This is a genomic window from Lachnoclostridium sp. (assembly GCF_031997925.1).
Taxonomy (GTDB): Bacteria; Bacillota; Clostridia; order Lachnospirales; family Lachnospiraceae; genus Lachnoclostridium.
In genome coordinates, this window is sequence record NZ_DAMADT010000046.1 from 8,737 (window position 1) to 25,049 (window position 16,313).

Genomic DNA, 16,313 nt, shown 5'->3' on the forward strand with positions numbered 1-16,313 from the left:
GATTTTCTATAACAACGCAAAATGGGTACTCTCTATAATTGATTTCATTTGACATAAGCAAAAAGGGTGTCCGGCAGGGTCAAACATAACTCTCCAATTATCTGAAAATTGCTTATCTGCGATTGCTGATCCACAATGGATTGCATATTGAACTGCTTTTTCTACATCATTAACAGCGAAGTCCATATGTGCCATTTGCTGTTGAGCTCCAGGTTCTTCCGGCCACACGGGTGGTTTATACTCAGGATTCCGTTGAAACAATATACAAGGATATGCTCCCTGATTGGTTCCTGGAGCGTATACACATGCCCATTCTTCATCGATAAACATTATTTCCCACTTGAGCAACGCCGCATAAAATTTCGCTAATTCATGCGGGTCTTTGCAATCCACCGTAAATGAGTACATTTTGATTTTCAATTCATCATCCATAAGCTAATACCTCCTAATGTAAATAATTCGCTCTACAAATTCAAATACTTCATTCTATGGTCATACTGTCATGTACCAATATGCACCATATTTTGTCCACCCCATCGGCGGCACATGCGTTCCAAGGCAAAGGTCCTAAGGGAAACACTAATCCTGTCTTTAAAAACTACCCGACAAATTCAAATTTGTCTGTTGCTTTTAATTGCATATTATGCTTATACTGTCGTGTTAATCGAGAACTTCAAAGGTAAATTTGCATGACTGTTCACCGTTTGTATTAAGTGGTGATGAATTGATTTCTTTCAACTTCAGTTTTACTCCTAAAGCGTTTTGATAGTGATATAAAAAGTGCCCTGCACAACAACCGCAGTATGTAGGAGAAACGGAAAAAGGCTGTTTCAATTTTTTAATCGAGCCGCAGGAACAAGTGTTTTTACCCGTGTGAACACCGTTTTGATAGCCGCCAAATGTAATCGTAAATGTACAATCGTCATTCAGACAAGGCGACATCATATATTGAATACTTGACATCAATGCAAGTTTTTCAGCAAAAGGTTTATCCGCATGTTCCAAGGCAAACTCCTTACAGTCCTTGTCACGCTGACCTCCCTTGCAACAACCCTGTTTTTCCATAATTGAAAGACATTGCTCCTTTGTCAGCAACTTATCCATTTTGTCAATTAGAGAAGTAATATTATGCGGATTATTGCAGTCAGCTTCAAAGTCCATTTGTTCCATAATTTCGCTTTTGATTTTCTGCTTTTTCATTGTGTCTCTTATCTTTTTTAAAGTCGGCATTTTTATCCCCCCACAAAATATAAATAACGCTAAACCGCTGTTGCGGTGGCTCCTCAAGGGTAGCCTTCGCTCTGTTTAGATTGCATAAATTTCATGTAGCTTTGTATTAATTCACCTACAGGAGCGAATGTTCATAATCTCATTGACAAATTGGAATTTGGTCCCCCTGTCATGCTTGTAGTCTTTACCATGTTTCGCAATGGAGCTTGCCGATTGACCCTTTAGGTATTCCAAATTCAGATCTTGGGTTAAATGGAAGATAAGCCATAACAGAATTACCTTCTCTTCTAATATCTACCGTACATTTCAAATAAGCGCCCCCACCTCTCGAGAGTATACGGATTGATTCAAAACGCACCGCCAAATTCCAGTTTATCAGTGTGTTATTAATCCACTATCTCAAACGTAAATACAACGGGATTTACAATATTTTCGCTAAGGGGAGACACATCAACCGACTTAATCTTCAGTTTTATTCCCAATGCTTTTTGATATTCATACAAACGCCCACCTGCGCATCTTTCAAAATATGTTTCAATGGATGCCGGAAATCGAAACATTCCTTTTGGCGCATGCTTGTAGTATCCATGGTTACAGGCAAAAGTGACTGTGATTGTATTATCATCATTCAAAACAGCTGTTCTGCCAAAGGTATTTGTAAATAGATCCAGCCTTTCGGCAAGGGGCTTGTCAGCGTGTTTAAGTGCGAAGGCTTTGCGTTCTTTATCGTACCCAGTACCGCTACAACTTCCGTTTTGCTCGTATAGCCTGAAGCGTTGCTCCTTGGTGAGGTGTTCTTCCATCGCTTTTAAAAATTTTTCTTCGCATTCGTCTCCTTTATATGTTTGAACAATGTGCTCAAACAAAGGCAATAAATCATCAGGAATTTCGTTTTTACGCATTTGCATAATTTTCAGCATAGTTTTCATTTGCATAGATCCTCCTCTTCAATATCCATCACAAGATAACTGAGGCTGCTCTCTCCATTGTTCAATAACAACTCCAGAATTATCATTTCAAAGATAAAACAATTATACTGTACGAATTTATTTACATCGCCGTTTTATTGATAAAATCAACTTCATACTGCTGTTCACCGTATTTTCTTTCGTTGTCAGTAATAGTACCTTCTGTAAGGGTAATACGCAGAACGATTGAGTTCGGATTGTCTTCGTCACCAACTTCATCGAACCAGTCGAAGATTTTTTTAAATTTTGCTCTGATTTCCGCATTCTTCTCGTCTTTAACCCAACCGAGATTTTCAGCCGTGCCCTGGAAAGCGTACCAATCTAACCCACCGACGGAAACTTCGTTGTTCCTCTCAATTTGCAGTGTTTTATTTTTTTTGGCGTCCGTAGAAACATAAAATACGCCGTCTTCATAATAAGCACAAACCATACGGACAGCAGGGCGAGGATTACCAGCAGTGTTCGGGGATAGTGATATTGTCGCAAGGGCAATAACTTCTTCTTTACCATTTCCGCAACGTTCCTCCATAAGTTTCATCGCGTTTTCGTATTTACTCATTTTAATTCTCCTTTAAAATATATTTAATTTATGCTGTAACTATAGTCAAACCACTTGAAACGTAGCTCAAGATTTAAATTTCAAGTTTTAGCCACAAAGCGGGACGAACACCGCCTGTACATTTGCCATCGCTGATGTTGCCTTTCAATATATTGTTGCCTTGGATACCTATATTACCGTCAGTCCCGAAGATGTACACGGCTTTTACATTAACGCGGCCGGGCGACCGAAGCCACCACCACCAATCCCATTCTTTACCCTGAAGTCTTGCTAGTCGCTTACTGTTGTTTTCATCTTTTCTTTCAAACCAATATCTTTGATTTTTTCCTCGGTTTTGCAGTTTCGAACGGCTATCACCGAAATAGTTGCACACTTCCTCAAGGTTTAATAAAAATATGTAGTCCTTCGTATCTGCTCCGCCTTTTGAACCATACCACTGATTGTCAGGATTTTTATTTATTACCGGAATTATTCTTGACTTATCAGTTGCGTTGAATTTGCCATAAAATTCATCGTTCAGATATTTTCTTAACGAGCAGTCAGCCCATGTTATATCTTTATAAGCGTCATGGTAAGCACGCTGTTCTATAATATACTCGGTTATAATCAAAGCCGCATTATTTTTTACGTCAAGAATGCGCCAGCTATAACCACCGAATGGTATTACCTCGCCGATATTAAATTCTTCCATTCACCTTCTCCTTAGTAGGGAATAATAAATCAAATTCTAAATCCTTCATTTTACCGTTTTACTGCATTTTTGCCAAAGCGATTTCTTTTGTTTTCCCTCTGGTAAATGCACCTATGTAATTGTTGGAATACATGATTGTATCATTCCCATTGTGTTCCCAGACACATGTAATTCTCATGCTTAGTCGCCTCCTTGAAATCCTTATTTATCTTGGCGTAATCTATAGAAAGAGGAATATAGTCTTAATATGTAAGCAATTATATTAATTCAAGAACCTATTTAATATTTGTGGATTTTCACTATTTTCATTAGCTATACAGCCATACCCCAATATGTTAGGTAGTGCCTGGCGAACTTTGATTCCGAAAAATTAGCTGCTAACCTACACAAATATACACCAACGAACCCCGTATATGTCGATTAGATCAACCATTAACTCACTGAAATCACAAGTACTTAATGGATAAAGAATCTTAGCGCCATTCTTGAGTATATTATATGCTTTGAGAACCAAATCTTCTTTGCCTTCCCCAAAATGTAAGCAAAATTGCATAGTAGTGCCTGTAATTTTCTCCTCGTCCTTAAGTGCTTCTGATACTGCCAATATCTGCCCGTACACATTGAGTTCGGCGTGCATAAAAGTTCCATCAGAGTGAGGATAACTTGCCACTAACTCAGCATCAAAGGCTTTTTGATATAACTCTACTGCTCTATCGCTACCTCTTACATATATCTGCATCATTGATCTATGCATCTTCGGTATACCTCCATGGTATTAATTATTTTTCTTTGATTATAGTACATTAAGCGGACAACTGTATGTCATGTTCTGCCTCACACACTATTCCATCTATAGAATTGGAAACAAGCAATACATCTCAGGATGCTCCAGATCTATCGTTTGCTTTGGATAAACTTCCAACGTAAATTCATTACTTAGCTTAATCTTTTCATCCTTTGCCCATTTCTTAGCTTCTTTTTGTCTTGTCATTAACTTACCATCCACTAAATCCTGATGATTTTCTCCATTAAATTCTACCTTAACATACTTTCCTGCTGGAATTGTAAAACTCTTGAATCCTGCCTCCTCCTCTTGGATTTCTGTTGTTTCAACTCCAACTATATAGTCAGGCACTTTATTTAGACAAACTGCATATTCAATCTCTTTGTCCGCGCGATTCGGAGTATTATTCTTCATATCCTCCGTGTACTTGTCCCACATTACTCCAAGACTATCAAAATTAATCGGCAAGCCAGAACTCTGTAAATTCAGCCCGTACACTATAATATTTTCCCCAACTGTTATAACTTCGATATTACACTTTTCATTATACATTTACTAATCACCCTTCTAAATTACATGATATATTCTTTATATCACATATGGATATTAATGTAAATAAAGGTTGTATTTATTTACGTTTCATCTTGCAAACTGGATGGAATCAAAATAAAAAAGCGATACTTTTTACATTGCTTTTTCCAAAATCATTGGAAAAAACTATTGCTTCAAACATACTATTCCATAACATTATAGAGACCTATTATTTTGAATACGACTGAATTATTCATACAACGAATCTTCATAAAAAAGCAATCGATTCCCAGTGTATTTATTATTTTCATATGACAAATGATAAATTGAGTTTTCTTCGATCATTTTATAATCATTGTATGAACACTTAACCCTTACTATCGGATCACTAATAATACTTTGAATATATATATAATGTTTATCACTAAATTCTACTTTTTCTACTATCAGATAATCGCTATCATATATACGACCTGAGTTATTATATTTTGTGATGCTTAGATGTAAAATTAGTATTAGTAATGTGGCAAATGCTAATATTTTGTTTTGAGTTTTATTTAATCCATTGTGTCCTAATAAATACACAAAAAATTTTATAACTAAGATTATAGGTACGATAAAACAAATTCCTACACTTATGTCATCTAGCGCGTATAGAATTGTATAAGTTGATCGTCTCAAATTATAAAAATGATAAAATATATAAAACCAAGCTGTAATTAATAGTATTAATAATATCAGTATAGTTATATATTCTTTTTTATTTTTCTTCATAATTCCAATCCCCCATTGAGAAATATGTGAATTACCTGTTAATCAGTAACTTCTTGGTCTCCATTTCCTTCGTTTCCTAAATATACCTTGTATTCTTTTCCTTCATATAAGTTCATAATCTGTCTTCGCAATTTTGAGGGATAAAGTGGTGCCTGATTTAGAGACTCTATCTCGAGCCAATCATATCCTACTTGGTTTGTATCACTATGTAGCACGGTATTTTTGATTTCACCCAAATATTCGCATAAAAATACCAAATCTACTCTATGAAATTTTTCTCCATGTACACCCTCGATAACAAATACTAATTCTTTTGCGACCACGTTTATTCCTAACTCTTCAGCGACTTCTCTGCATACTGCTTTAGAAAGGAGTTCTTCTGTTTCCTGTCCACCCCCAGGCATAATGTACCACTCTTCATTTTCGTCCTTTATTTTAATTGCAAGCATCTTTCCGTCTTTGATAATCAATGCTTTGGCTGAATTTCTAATTATCCTTTCCATGAAAACCTCCACAATATTTCTGATTTTCACTGATATAATAACAAATTGTTCATACAAATAATTCCATAAATTGTGATAAACCTATTTAGTATTATCAATATTGTTTTAAGTCTAACGATATTATTCCATTGATATTTCTAGAGGCTATATGCAATGTATCATTTTCTATCATGGTACGCCCTGATAATTTAAGTGGAATATTTATTGTGCTCTCCAATTCAAGTGTTTTCTTATTCCAAAAGTTTATTTCACTACATGGATATGAAATTGTAATAATATAATTACTGTAAATCCCAACACAGTCAAACATTCTTTTATGAGCATTTCGTTTTTTTGATTTACATATTCCTGACTCTATATCTATAAGGTAAAGTATTTTATCCTGACCAGCAGCATATATGTTATTCTTATTTATTAAAAAACTACCAATATTTTGTTTGCTAAGTAAAATAGATTTATTAAGTTCCATATTTGATTTATTAATATATAATAATTCACCCCCAACATTTACTCCCAATAAAAGTTCATTATAACTATGTAAGCCCCAAATACTGGTTGAGGATATGTGTTCTATCTCTTGTATTGTAAAATCCTTAATATCAATAACGTTTATTGCTCCATTTCGCATGCAGGTATAAATATTCTCTTCATCAATCGTCATACCACAGATATCAGAAGATAAATCAGTTCCTAATTGTAAAATTGATAAAATTGAATAATTATTTTTATCCATTATGTATAATGTATAAAAATCTCTAATAACTAATAGTTTATTATTAGCTACTAAATCTCTCGAAAATCCTTCTTTTTTAAACAATTTTTTTGAATGAATTATTTCTTTCGTGTGTTTATCAATCTTGTATACGCTTTCGTTAGAAATACAATAAACAAATTGATTATCAATACAAAATCCTGTCACACATTTTTCTAGATTTACTAAGTAGTTCATAAGGCCATCACCGTAAACTTTCTCCCTTCCCAAGCTTTGCTTAGCTTATGTATTTTTTCTCCCCATATATAATTGAAAAATGCAATCTACCTTGTGGAATCCACCGTTCTTTATTATGGCTTCTTTTACTCCTGCATACAAAGCCACTTTGTTCCAATCCGGCAAATTTCTATGGTTAGCTAAGGTATCAAGAAAAACTATCCATTCGTCCGCGCTGTAGGTTAGTGTCGCTTCGTACAGATTCATTAAAACATCGCTAAAACCGTAAACGCTTAAATCCTCAAATCCATACCCGATTAGTATTTTTGGGTTTTCTTCAAATCCTTTTTTAGTCATTTTCTTTATATTAGGCCTATCCCATGTATAATAGCTATAGAAATGTTTTCATAAACCGCATGAATTTCTTCGCTGAGTTCTTCGCCGCCAGGAGGAATATAGTTGAAGTTGTAACGTAACAATGCGATTGCCCCGTCACTTTTTAATAAGCGGAAAGCCTTGGGACACCCAGTTTCCGCGTCTACCCAATGAAAAGCAGAAGCGGCATATATCAAGTCGTAATTGTTTTCTTCCAACAAGGCGTCCTCGAAAGTGGAAGTGATTACGTTAAAGTCCTTATATCCCTTAAACCGTTCCATGAGGAAAATCTGTCATATTTGCGCCTATCTCAATGGCGGTTACATCGTATCCTGCTTCGATAAAAGGAGCGATCGCTTTCCCTGTTCCTGCACCTATTTCAAGGGCTTTTTTACCTTTTTTCAGCCCAGAATATTTACAAACATCCTCAAACAGCTCGCTGGGATATTTAGGGCGTACTCTATCATAATTCACAACCATTTCATCAAAATGCGTTCTTCTATGACGTTCCCATCCTGTTCCGGTATCCGTTTCCATTAAATTTCTTTTTGTGCAGAATTTTGTTTATCATACTATACCAACATCGCAGTAAATCATAATTCCCACGCCGGATAATAGCTGTGTCTTCAGTATTCTTTTAAGGATGATTTTTTACCATGGCTAATTATAAACATCAAACATTTAAGCTTAAAGGGTTAATAAATGATTAAAGTTTTATCATTTATATTAATTCAAAGTTATCCTTATTTATCCTTCACACATAGTTTCGAATACCTGCCCTTCTATACTAATAATTTCATCAATGGGGATTGCTGTGCCATCAGTCATAACTAGAACCCGTTCATATTCGTCTATCTTCTTAGCCGTACTGATAGTAGTAACATAGGCACCGCCATTCTTCTTCGCATCCGGCTGAAAGTAGGTAATTACGATTTCAGGATTCTCTTTCATCCGATCTGCTATGATTTGCAGCCTATCGCTTAAAGCGTCCTTTATATACTCGTCTATTTCTACTCTCTCGTCAGTCAGTCTTGCAGTTTCTTTGATGGCGGCACCATGACCGGTAAGTGCGGCGAAGGGGGAAAACTGAGCTGCGCGGTCTATAGCTGTCATATGTGGACGTGTCGCAGAGACGTGGTGAGGTAGATTGATAATGTCGTCATATGACCTTGTCATGCCTTGTGCCCTCCAATCTGCTTATTCCGGCCTACTGTTGTAGCGCCTTCCTCCAGATTCATACCCTTTAGAATGGCGTTCTTGCCATATTTCTTTTTTATATCTAACATCGCTTTTTGCACTCTTTTTTCTCGTGCAAGCTCGGCATCTTCATCCTCTTTTTTCGCATTCGCAGTCATGTAATCTGTAAAGAGATCAAGCTGTTCAAAGCTGTCCGTCTTTTGAACGGTTGTCTCATCAATAACATGATTTGCTGTGATGTTGACTCTTCTGATCAAGAGATTTTTGTCTACGATGCGTTCAAACAGCTCTGTAACGGCATCCAGAATTAATTTGGTAGAGGAGGTTTGCCTGCCAAGATTTGCCGAACCATGCGCAGATTTCGGAACGGTACGTCCGTAGTGGTCAGTGGTGATCGCTCCGTGATATGATTTCTTTATCTTCGGGTCTGTCATATTTTCAATATCGTATCCGACCGTCAAAACAAGCTGGTCGGTCACAAGCCTTTTATCAACCAAATCAAGTACCAGTAGATCGGTCATTTCCCTCATAATCAGCTTCGCTTTGTCAAAAGTATAGGCGCTTTGTAGCACCTGTCCAGATCCAATACTGTTTGTGCTCGGCTTATACGCTTTAATAACGGCAATTGTGCATGGCTCCCATCCCCATGCATGGTCAATCAGTAGCTCAGCGTTGATGCCGAACAGCTTATATAATAAATCCTCGTTGTAGTAATCGGTAGGTTTACCAAGAGAACATCTTGCAATATCTCCCATCGTAAAGAGACCTTGTTCCTCCAGTTTCTTGGAATATCCTTTTCCAACACGCCAAAAGTCTGTTAAAGGCTGATGTGACCAAAGGGAGCGACGGTAGCTCATTTCGTCCAGCTCGGCTATCCTCATACCATTGTTATCATCAGGTATGTGCTTTGCCTGAATATCCATTGCAATCTTGCTAAGGTATAGGTTTGTGCCAATACCAGCTGTTGCTGTTATACCGGTTGTATTGAGTACATCCTGAATCATTTTCGTGGCAAGCTCACGGGCTGAAAGATTGTAGGTGTTTAGATAATCGGTGGCATCAATGAATACTTCGTCGATAGAATAGACATGGATATCTTCGGACGCAATGTACCTCAAGTATATATTGTAAATCCGCGTGCTGTACTCTATATAATATGCCATTCTTGGTGGAGCAACAATATAGTTCAGTGAGATACTTGGCGAAGATTTCAATTCAGTATCTATGAAGGAATCGCCAGAAAAGGCTCGTCCTGGGGCTTTGTGTAGCCGTAGCGAATTTACTTCCTTGACCTTCTGTACGACTTCAAACAACCTCGCTCTACCGGGAATTCCGTATGTTTTGAGAGAGGGAGAGACGGCGAGACAAATGGTTTTTTCGGTGCGGCTTGCGTCAGCGACAACTAGGTTAGTGGTTAGTGGATCCAGCCCTCTTTCTATACACTCGACCGAAGCGTAGAAAGATTTTAAGTCTATTGAAATATAGGTTCTGTTCTTCATTTTTATTCTCCGGCCACCTCCTTCAGAAATTATCTGTCAAAAATTCTTTTATATTCTCAAAATCAAAAAACTTACAGTGATTTTGCAATGCATAACTCCTCATTATTGCTAATTTATGTAGCTTAAATATACCATTAGATAGATGATATTTCAAATTATATATGCTGAAATATTTAATGCTTCTATTAATAAAAATGGAAATATTTATTGTTTTTTACCATATTATGAGATATTATAGAGTTGGAAAGTAATATACATCCTGCGATAAATTGCATGGGGTATTTGTAAATTTATATTTGTGGAGGACTATGAGAATGTTATTGATTTTATTGTGGGAAATTATAGCAGCTGTACAAAGCTTTTTATCATATGGAACAGCATACAGGCTTACGAAAAATGGTGGTGACAACGGTGTATCGCTTTTCGGATGGTTCTTAGTTCTAAACTTAGCTTCATTGGTCCCGGGTCTAGGCATATATCTGTGGTTTAAGTTCAAAGATGAATAAGTTAAATGTTGTACATATATTTCTATAATCAGTTTTTATTATTGTTACAATACTGCTTGCGTATCATTTAATGCCGGTCTTATTATAATAAAGACAAAACCCCTCAAGCACGTAAGCTTAAAGGGTTAATATGCGTTATCATGGCTTTAATGTTAATACTTGTAAATAGATCTAAGCTATGCTATAATCTTAATAAAGAGGTGGTACTAGATTATACCCCTCGTAAATTGGTTAGCTTAAAAAATAACCGGACTTACTAGGGGCGGTTATTTTTTTCGTCTATTATTACTTCTGACGAGGTTTCTTCTCTAATGGTATTTATCTTAAAAAAACTGCCTGGCTCCTTCCTGAGGTAATTGCACTTACAAATAGATCTTCGCCGGTACCTGTAATAGTGACGTTCATGCTTACACGGTTGCCTCTAGCCATACTATATCGTTCATAAAACGTAACATATAAAGATTATACCAACAAAATATTAAAGTTTTATCCAATATCGCTTCATTATATTTCCTTCAACATAAATATCTTTTTCAAATATTCCACCATTTGCAATAATAGCTTTTTCGCTAGCTATATTATCAATATCACAAGTAATCATGACTTTATCTAAACCGTAATTTTTGCAGTTTTGCAGGTTTTGTCTTAGCATCTCCTTTGCATACCCCTTCTTTCTTTCACTCGGGCGAACAGAATATCCGATGTGACCACCCCACTCACTTAAAATAGGATGATTTATGTGATGTCTGAAATCAATTACACCAACAATTTTATTATCAGAAATACGTACAGCAATATAGATATTTGATGGCACTCTATCCTTAGGACAAAGTTCATCATTTTCCATCATCTCTATCGTTTTTATCCATTCCTTTACTGATAAGCACTCTCTCAAATTATAACATCCTGCAAAACTATCTGTATCATTGTTATCTAATAATTCTTGACGAAATTTTTGAATATCATTTGCGTAATCCATTGTTGGCTTTATCAGCAAAATCTCATTCATAATTTGATTCCTTTCTTAGACGGATAAATATGAGAATAGATATATAATTAACAATTATGTTTTAAATTGCTACTGTCGAGAGCTATGAAAGTACATAACATTATGGGTAGTTTTTCTTCGGATAGAATCACCAATGTCACAATTTTATTACTGATTTCTGATATAGTTCTCAACTGAGTCCCTACATAATTCCAGAAATGTTTCTTCTCCAATGGTATTAATCTTAAAAAATACTGCCTGACTCCCCCCTGAGGTAATTGCACTTACAAATAGATCTTCGCCGGTACCTGTAATAGTAACGTTCATGCTTACACGGTTGCCTCCAGCCATACTATATCGTTCATAAACCCGGACAGCAACGCGTGTATCTGCCATATTTATATCACTTCCGTCCTCATAACTTACAGAAGAACTACCATTGATAATATCTCTATGTATCCAATTCACTAACTCTTTGAAGCTTCCATTTAATCTTCGTTCATATTTAGCCATATTAATCCTACCTTTCATCACTATTTACTAACATTTACTTCTCACACCTCATCATTTACAACTTAATTACTTGATAGAAGATAATGTTTAATCTTATCAGAATCCGTCGTTGTACCTATTTGATGTTTCAAGTACATATAAAAATCGTCTGTATTGCTATCTTGATCAATAATTACATAATTATTTAAATCATTTACTCTTGGTATCTTACCTATATTATAATATTCAATAATATAGGATTCATATGGCTTCTCTGAATTTTTCTGTTCAGTTAAGTATTGAATCATTCTCATATTTTTTTCTAATGAAATGCTATCTCTAAAAAGCTCTTCATCATTACTTTTAGAATCATCTACATAAATACATAATGATATTGTTTCATCAGTTTCTTTGGATATATTTACAGAATATATTTGATTTTTCTTGTAATCAAATATACGAATATAGCCCATATTTATAGCATTTGTCTCATCTAAATATATTATTTCGTTTAGTAATTTTGCATCATCTCCTATTTCACCCCATTTTTGTTTTATTAAATCCAAAACATCAATATATATATTTATGAGTTCTCCTGTAGATTGTAAATTGCTAATTCTTATTACCTGATTATTTTTAGGTTTAATTAGTATAGGCATTATTAATACGAATACTATAGAAATCAAACCAGTAATCAATAGTCTTTTACTATTTACTTTTTGGTTAGTAATACGCATATCTGACACATCCTTTGCCATATTTTGTATCCAATTTAAATATAAAGGTTATTTGGCATAGTCATCTTCTATCATCCTCTTTGAAATCATCTGATTCAGGCTGTTTTTTATCTCTTCAACTTCTTTTACTAATTTCATTTGATATCAGTGATTTGGCAATATACATTGCTTTTATCATTTTCATGAAGCGTGAGTGATGAGAGGTGCCATCAGTAAATTTTAGTTGTGCTTTTTCGCATTTACTAATAATAGAAGACACGGGCCGCAGTGATTCTATCAATTCTTCTTTTGAATAATTGTCTATTACATTTTCTTCTGTTATAAATGACTTTGAAATATACATTGCTTTTATCCTGTTCTTAAGGAGTGTATGCTGAGAGGTACCCTCCATAAATTTTAGCTGTGATTTTTCACATCTACTGATAATTGAAGAAACAATTTGTAGTGCTTCTTCTAATTCTCCACTTGTATATTTGTCCATAGATTCACCTCAGATCCCGTATTATTGCGCTGCTAGATTCTATAAATAATATTTATTTACATTGTATTGATCATATCCACTCAATAAATATTATTTATAAATCACTTTTTATATTAACCCATTTATTACCTGTTTTCAACAATATTAATCTATTATTATATAGAGAAATTAGATATAAAACTAAACTCAAAGAAATTTATATTGCTCTAATTTTCTTTTCTTAAATACTCGATAAATGCAATGAAAGTTAGACACCCAATTAAAAGCCATCATCTCAATGCTACCCAGTCAAATAAAAAAATAATACTACTGAAAAAACTACTGCCACAATCCAAGTTATTGAGTACCTAACATCTATATTGTCCTCCAGTAATCATTAATAAAAAAAGACCTATAGTATGCAATTAATTCATGCATACATAGGTCTAAATTCCAGTTCTCAAGCAGGTAGTTGGCTGATTATAAACACTAATAACTGTAAACTACACTGTCCATTATTGCGTTAATTTTGTTTTCATTGATTGATTTCATTATAATATTGATTTAGGCGGCATACTGTACTACGCATGTCGTATTCCGTCGCTTCTGGATGAATCGCACAAATACGCAAGACTTTCTTCCCGTTTAATACTGTGGTGAATACACCAGCATAGCCATCTTCAATCATCCTTTTTGATATCTTTAGGTTCAGTTCGTCTTTTTGCTCTTCTGTAAGTGACTGAGGGGCATAACGGAAGTTTATAATAGCAAGTTGCGCAGGAGAAATAATTTCTATGTCACTATTTTTCTTTATTTCATCTTCTGCCCACTCTGCGAGTTGAAATCCATGTTCAATAGCTTCTCCCATCATATCACTTCCTACTACTTGCAGGGTAAGCCATAACTTTAATCCTCGTGTTGGTCTTGTCAGCTCCATTCCTATATCCCAGGGATTCATGGAGTCATTATCCATCTCCAGATCCTTAAGGTATTCCGGATGTGTGCTAAAACTATTCAAAAGATTATCTTTGTTTTTTACTAGTACCATTCCACATCCATAGGTTTGAAATAGCCATTTATGCGCATCCCAACTGATACTGTCGGATAGCTCGATTCCTTTTAGAAGGTGTTTATATTTCTTTGTTAATAAGACAGAAGCTCCAAATGCACCATCTACGTGCATCCATAGATTGTATTGCTTACACAATAAAGCAATTTCCTCCAGTGGATCAATGCTTCCAGTATTGGTAGATCCAACACTTGCAATAACAGCAAAAGGAACGAAGCCTGCAGCAATGTCTGATTGAATAGCACACTCTAATTGGTTTAAATCCATTCTGAAATTCATATCTGTTGGTATTTTCCGAATTCTACTGTCAGAAACTCCAAGTATACGTAGACCTTTTGCAACGGAGCTGTGGGTTTGATCAGAAACATAGGCAACACCTAAGTGCTGACGATCCTCTGTTAACATTTTATCTCGGGCGGCACATAAAGCAGTCATGTTAGCCATTGAACCACCGGATACAAATAAGCCACCAGCTTCTTTCGAATATCCAGCTTGACCACAAAGCCAGTTGATTAACTCCTCTTCAATACAACTTGCAGCTGGGCAGTTCATAAAGCTTCCAGCATGAAGATTATAAGAGGAAGTCATAATATCACCTAACCAAGAAAACGTGGATGCTGGTCCAGGAATAAAACCTAAAAATCTAGTATGATTTAAACGGTATCCATATTGGTAGATATCCTCAATCATTTCACTTACAACGCTATCTATTGGACGTCCTTTTTCTGGGACATTCATATTTTTTAATTTTGCAATTTGATTTTTATCTGCGTCATTTGCAATCTTTTGATCATATAATTCCTGTTTCTCTGAGCAAAACTTTTTAATAAAATCAACTGCCACACGCTCAGATTGTGTATTAAGTACTATTTCTTGCATATTCATTATGTTTCCACCTTTGCATACTTGTATAATGAAATATCTTGATACAATCTTGATTTTCCTAATTGTTTATAGTACCATAAAGCTATGTATTTGTGAAATTCATAGATTCAATAATATATATTAAAAATAATAATAGGTGCAAATATGGAAATTAGAAATATCAAAACATTTATTAAGGTAGCGGCAACTCAGAATTTTTCAAAGGCTGCAGAACAGCTGGGGTACTCTCAATCTACGATTACTATTCAGATACAGCAATTAGAAAAGGAGCTAGGAACACAACTCTTTGAAAGAATAGGTAAACAGGTATCCCTGACGGAACAAGGAGAAATCTTTCTTAACCATGCAAATGAAATAATGCGGGTAACTAATGAAGCTGCAGTATTTGCAAGAGAAACGAATACTCCTGAAGGTACACTTCGTATCGGGAGTGTGGAATCGCTTGCGACGGCTATACTTCCAGAGCTTTTGTTACGATTTCATCATGCTTGTCCAAAGGTGGAGACAATAATAAAAACGGACAAGACGGATGGACTAATTAATATGGTAAGAAATAATGAAATTGATCTATTCTTTACTTTGGATCAAAAAATTTATGGATCTGAGTGGGTTCGAGCTGTGCAGCAAGAGGAAGATATCATTTTTGTCACTTCAAGTGGGCATTCATTTGCTGGTAAAGAAAAAATAGACATTGAGATACTTAAGAATGAACCCTTCCTATTAACTGAAAAAGGAGCAAGTTATCGTTATGAGCTAGAAAGGATACTTTCGGAAAGAGAAAAAGTTATCAAGCCTGTGTTGGAAAATGGAAATACAGAGACCATTATTCATCTACTAGAGCATGGTATGGGTGTTTCTTTTCTGCCTATGTTTTCTGTGAGTAAGTCAATTGAAAGAGGTATATTAACACAAATTCAAGCAGACTTTCCTACCGTCCACATGTACAGCCAACTTCTTTATCACAAAAATAAGTGGATTACTTTACAGATGAAGACTTTTGTTGCAATTGCTCAGGAATACTTTAAGAACAAATAATATAGTATAAGGATAAATGGAACTAAAAGGACTGAGGCCGGTATTGCATGAGGTGACCCCTAAAAGTTAGACTTTATGGCGAGGTGGATTTTCCACTTCGCC

The 16,313-nt window shown here is 35.4% G+C and carries 21 protein-coding genes and 1 pseudogene; 1 reads left to right on the forward strand and 21 read right to left on the reverse strand.

The window, feature by feature from the left end; all coding sequences use genetic code 11:
• Window positions 1-6: 6 nt before the first annotated feature.
• From RTP52_RS19060 to RTP52_RS19160, 21 genes and pseudogenes are all read right to left on the reverse strand, one after another.
• Window positions 7-432, reverse strand: a complete 426-nt coding sequence (locus RTP52_RS19060) for a VOC family protein (protein ID WP_312372938.1) — start codon at window positions 430-432, stop codon at window positions 7-9.
• 228 nt (window positions 433-660) lie between these two features.
• A complete protein-coding gene (locus RTP52_RS19065; RefSeq protein ID WP_312372939.1) occupies window positions 661-1,230 on the reverse strand; it encodes a hypothetical protein in 570 nt (189 codons plus the stop codon).
• Window positions 1,231-1,616: 386 nt separating this feature from the next.
• Window positions 1,617-2,165 carry a hypothetical protein gene (locus RTP52_RS19070; protein ID WP_312372940.1) on the reverse strand — a complete coding sequence of 183 codons (549 nt, stop codon included), beginning with the start codon at window positions 2,163-2,165 and terminating at the stop codon, window positions 1,617-1,619.
• Window positions 2,166-2,280: 115 nt separating this feature from the next.
• A complete protein-coding gene (locus RTP52_RS19075) occupies window positions 2,281-2,757 on the reverse strand; it encodes a pyridoxamine 5'-phosphate oxidase family protein (protein ID WP_312372941.1) in 477 nt (158 codons plus the stop codon).
• A 73-nt stretch (window positions 2,758-2,830) separates the two neighbouring features.
• Window positions 2,831-3,448, reverse strand: a complete 618-nt coding sequence (locus RTP52_RS19080) for a DUF6273 domain-containing protein (protein ID WP_312372942.1) — start codon at window positions 3,446-3,448, stop codon at window positions 2,831-2,833.
• A gap of 382 nt (window positions 3,449-3,830) precedes the next feature.
• On the reverse strand, window positions 3,831-4,202 hold the full coding sequence (locus RTP52_RS19085) for a VOC family protein (protein WP_312105556.1): 372 nt from the start codon (window positions 4,200-4,202) through the stop codon (window positions 3,831-3,833).
• A 96-nt stretch (window positions 4,203-4,298) separates the two neighbouring features.
• Window positions 4,299-4,784: a GyrI-like domain-containing protein gene (locus RTP52_RS19090; protein ID WP_312105553.1), complete on the reverse strand. Its 486-nt coding sequence runs from the start codon at window positions 4,782-4,784 to the stop codon at window positions 4,299-4,301.
• Between the two features lie 228 nt (window positions 4,785-5,012).
• Window positions 5,013-5,537 carry a hypothetical protein gene (locus RTP52_RS19095; protein WP_312105550.1) on the reverse strand — a complete coding sequence of 175 codons (525 nt, stop codon included), beginning with the start codon at window positions 5,535-5,537 and terminating at the stop codon, window positions 5,013-5,015.
• Between the two features lie 38 nt (window positions 5,538-5,575).
• Window positions 5,576-6,040 carry an NUDIX domain-containing protein gene (locus RTP52_RS19100; RefSeq protein ID WP_312372943.1) on the reverse strand — a complete coding sequence of 155 codons (465 nt, stop codon included), beginning with the start codon at window positions 6,038-6,040 and terminating at the stop codon, window positions 5,576-5,578.
• Window positions 6,041-6,134: 94 nt separating this feature from the next.
• Window positions 6,135-6,989, reverse strand: a complete 855-nt coding sequence (locus RTP52_RS19105; RefSeq protein WP_312372945.1) for a hypothetical protein — start codon at window positions 6,987-6,989, stop codon at window positions 6,135-6,137.
• A 45-nt stretch (window positions 6,990-7,034) separates the two neighbouring features.
• Entirely contained in the window at window positions 7,035-7,325 is a 291-nt protein-coding gene (locus RTP52_RS19110) for a hypothetical protein (protein ID WP_312372947.1), read from the reverse strand.
• A gap of 5 nt (window positions 7,326-7,330) precedes the next feature.
• Window positions 7,331-7,624 (reverse strand): methyltransferase domain-containing protein, encoded by a 294-nt coding sequence (locus RTP52_RS19115; protein ID WP_312372949.1) that lies wholly within the window; start codon window positions 7,622-7,624, stop codon window positions 7,331-7,333.
• A complete protein-coding gene (locus RTP52_RS19120; protein ID WP_312372951.1) occupies window positions 7,611-7,880 on the reverse strand; it encodes a class I SAM-dependent methyltransferase in 270 nt (89 codons plus the stop codon). Before RTP52_RS19120 ends, RTP52_RS19115 begins: the two co-directional genes overlap by 14 nt.
• A gap of 210 nt (window positions 7,881-8,090) precedes the next feature.
• On the reverse strand, window positions 8,091-8,294 hold the full coding sequence (locus RTP52_RS20595) for a hypothetical protein (RefSeq protein ID WP_331661926.1): 204 nt from the start codon (window positions 8,292-8,294) through the stop codon (window positions 8,091-8,093).
• A 221-nt stretch (window positions 8,295-8,515) separates the two neighbouring features.
• Window positions 8,516-10,039 (reverse strand): Y-family DNA polymerase, encoded by a 1,524-nt coding sequence (locus tag RTP52_RS19130; RefSeq protein ID WP_312372953.1) that lies wholly within the window; start codon window positions 10,037-10,039, stop codon window positions 8,516-8,518.
• An 824-nt stretch (window positions 10,040-10,863) separates the two neighbouring features.
• Window positions 10,864-10,989: pseudogene (locus tag RTP52_RS20475) on the reverse strand (DUF6054 family protein); the annotation flags it as partial.
• 34 nt (window positions 10,990-11,023) lie between these two features.
• Entirely contained in the window at window positions 11,024-11,554 is a 531-nt protein-coding gene (locus RTP52_RS19140; protein ID WP_312372957.1) for a GNAT family N-acetyltransferase, read from the reverse strand.
• A gap of 147 nt (window positions 11,555-11,701) precedes the next feature.
• A complete protein-coding gene (locus tag RTP52_RS19145; RefSeq protein ID WP_312372958.1) occupies window positions 11,702-12,046 on the reverse strand; it encodes a DUF6054 family protein in 345 nt (114 codons plus the stop codon).
• A 62-nt stretch (window positions 12,047-12,108) separates the two neighbouring features.
• A complete protein-coding gene (locus RTP52_RS19150) occupies window positions 12,109-12,783 on the reverse strand; it encodes a hypothetical protein (RefSeq protein WP_312372960.1) in 675 nt (224 codons plus the stop codon).
• 94 nt (window positions 12,784-12,877) lie between these two features.
• On the reverse strand, window positions 12,878-13,243 hold the full coding sequence (locus RTP52_RS19155; protein WP_312372962.1) for a hypothetical protein: 366 nt from the start codon (window positions 13,241-13,243) through the stop codon (window positions 12,878-12,880).
• Between the two features lie 514 nt (window positions 13,244-13,757).
• On the reverse strand, window positions 13,758-15,179 hold the full coding sequence (locus RTP52_RS19160; RefSeq protein WP_442913546.1) for a pyridoxal phosphate-dependent decarboxylase family protein: 1,422 nt from the start codon (window positions 15,177-15,179) through the stop codon (window positions 13,758-13,760).
• 141 nt (window positions 15,180-15,320) lie between these two features.
• On the opposite strand from RTP52_RS19160, the gene RTP52_RS19165 reads away from it, so the two are divergent.
• A complete protein-coding gene (locus RTP52_RS19165; RefSeq protein WP_312372965.1) occupies window positions 15,321-16,211 on the forward strand; it encodes a LysR family transcriptional regulator in 891 nt (296 codons plus the stop codon).
• Window positions 16,212-16,313: the final 102 nt, after the last annotated feature.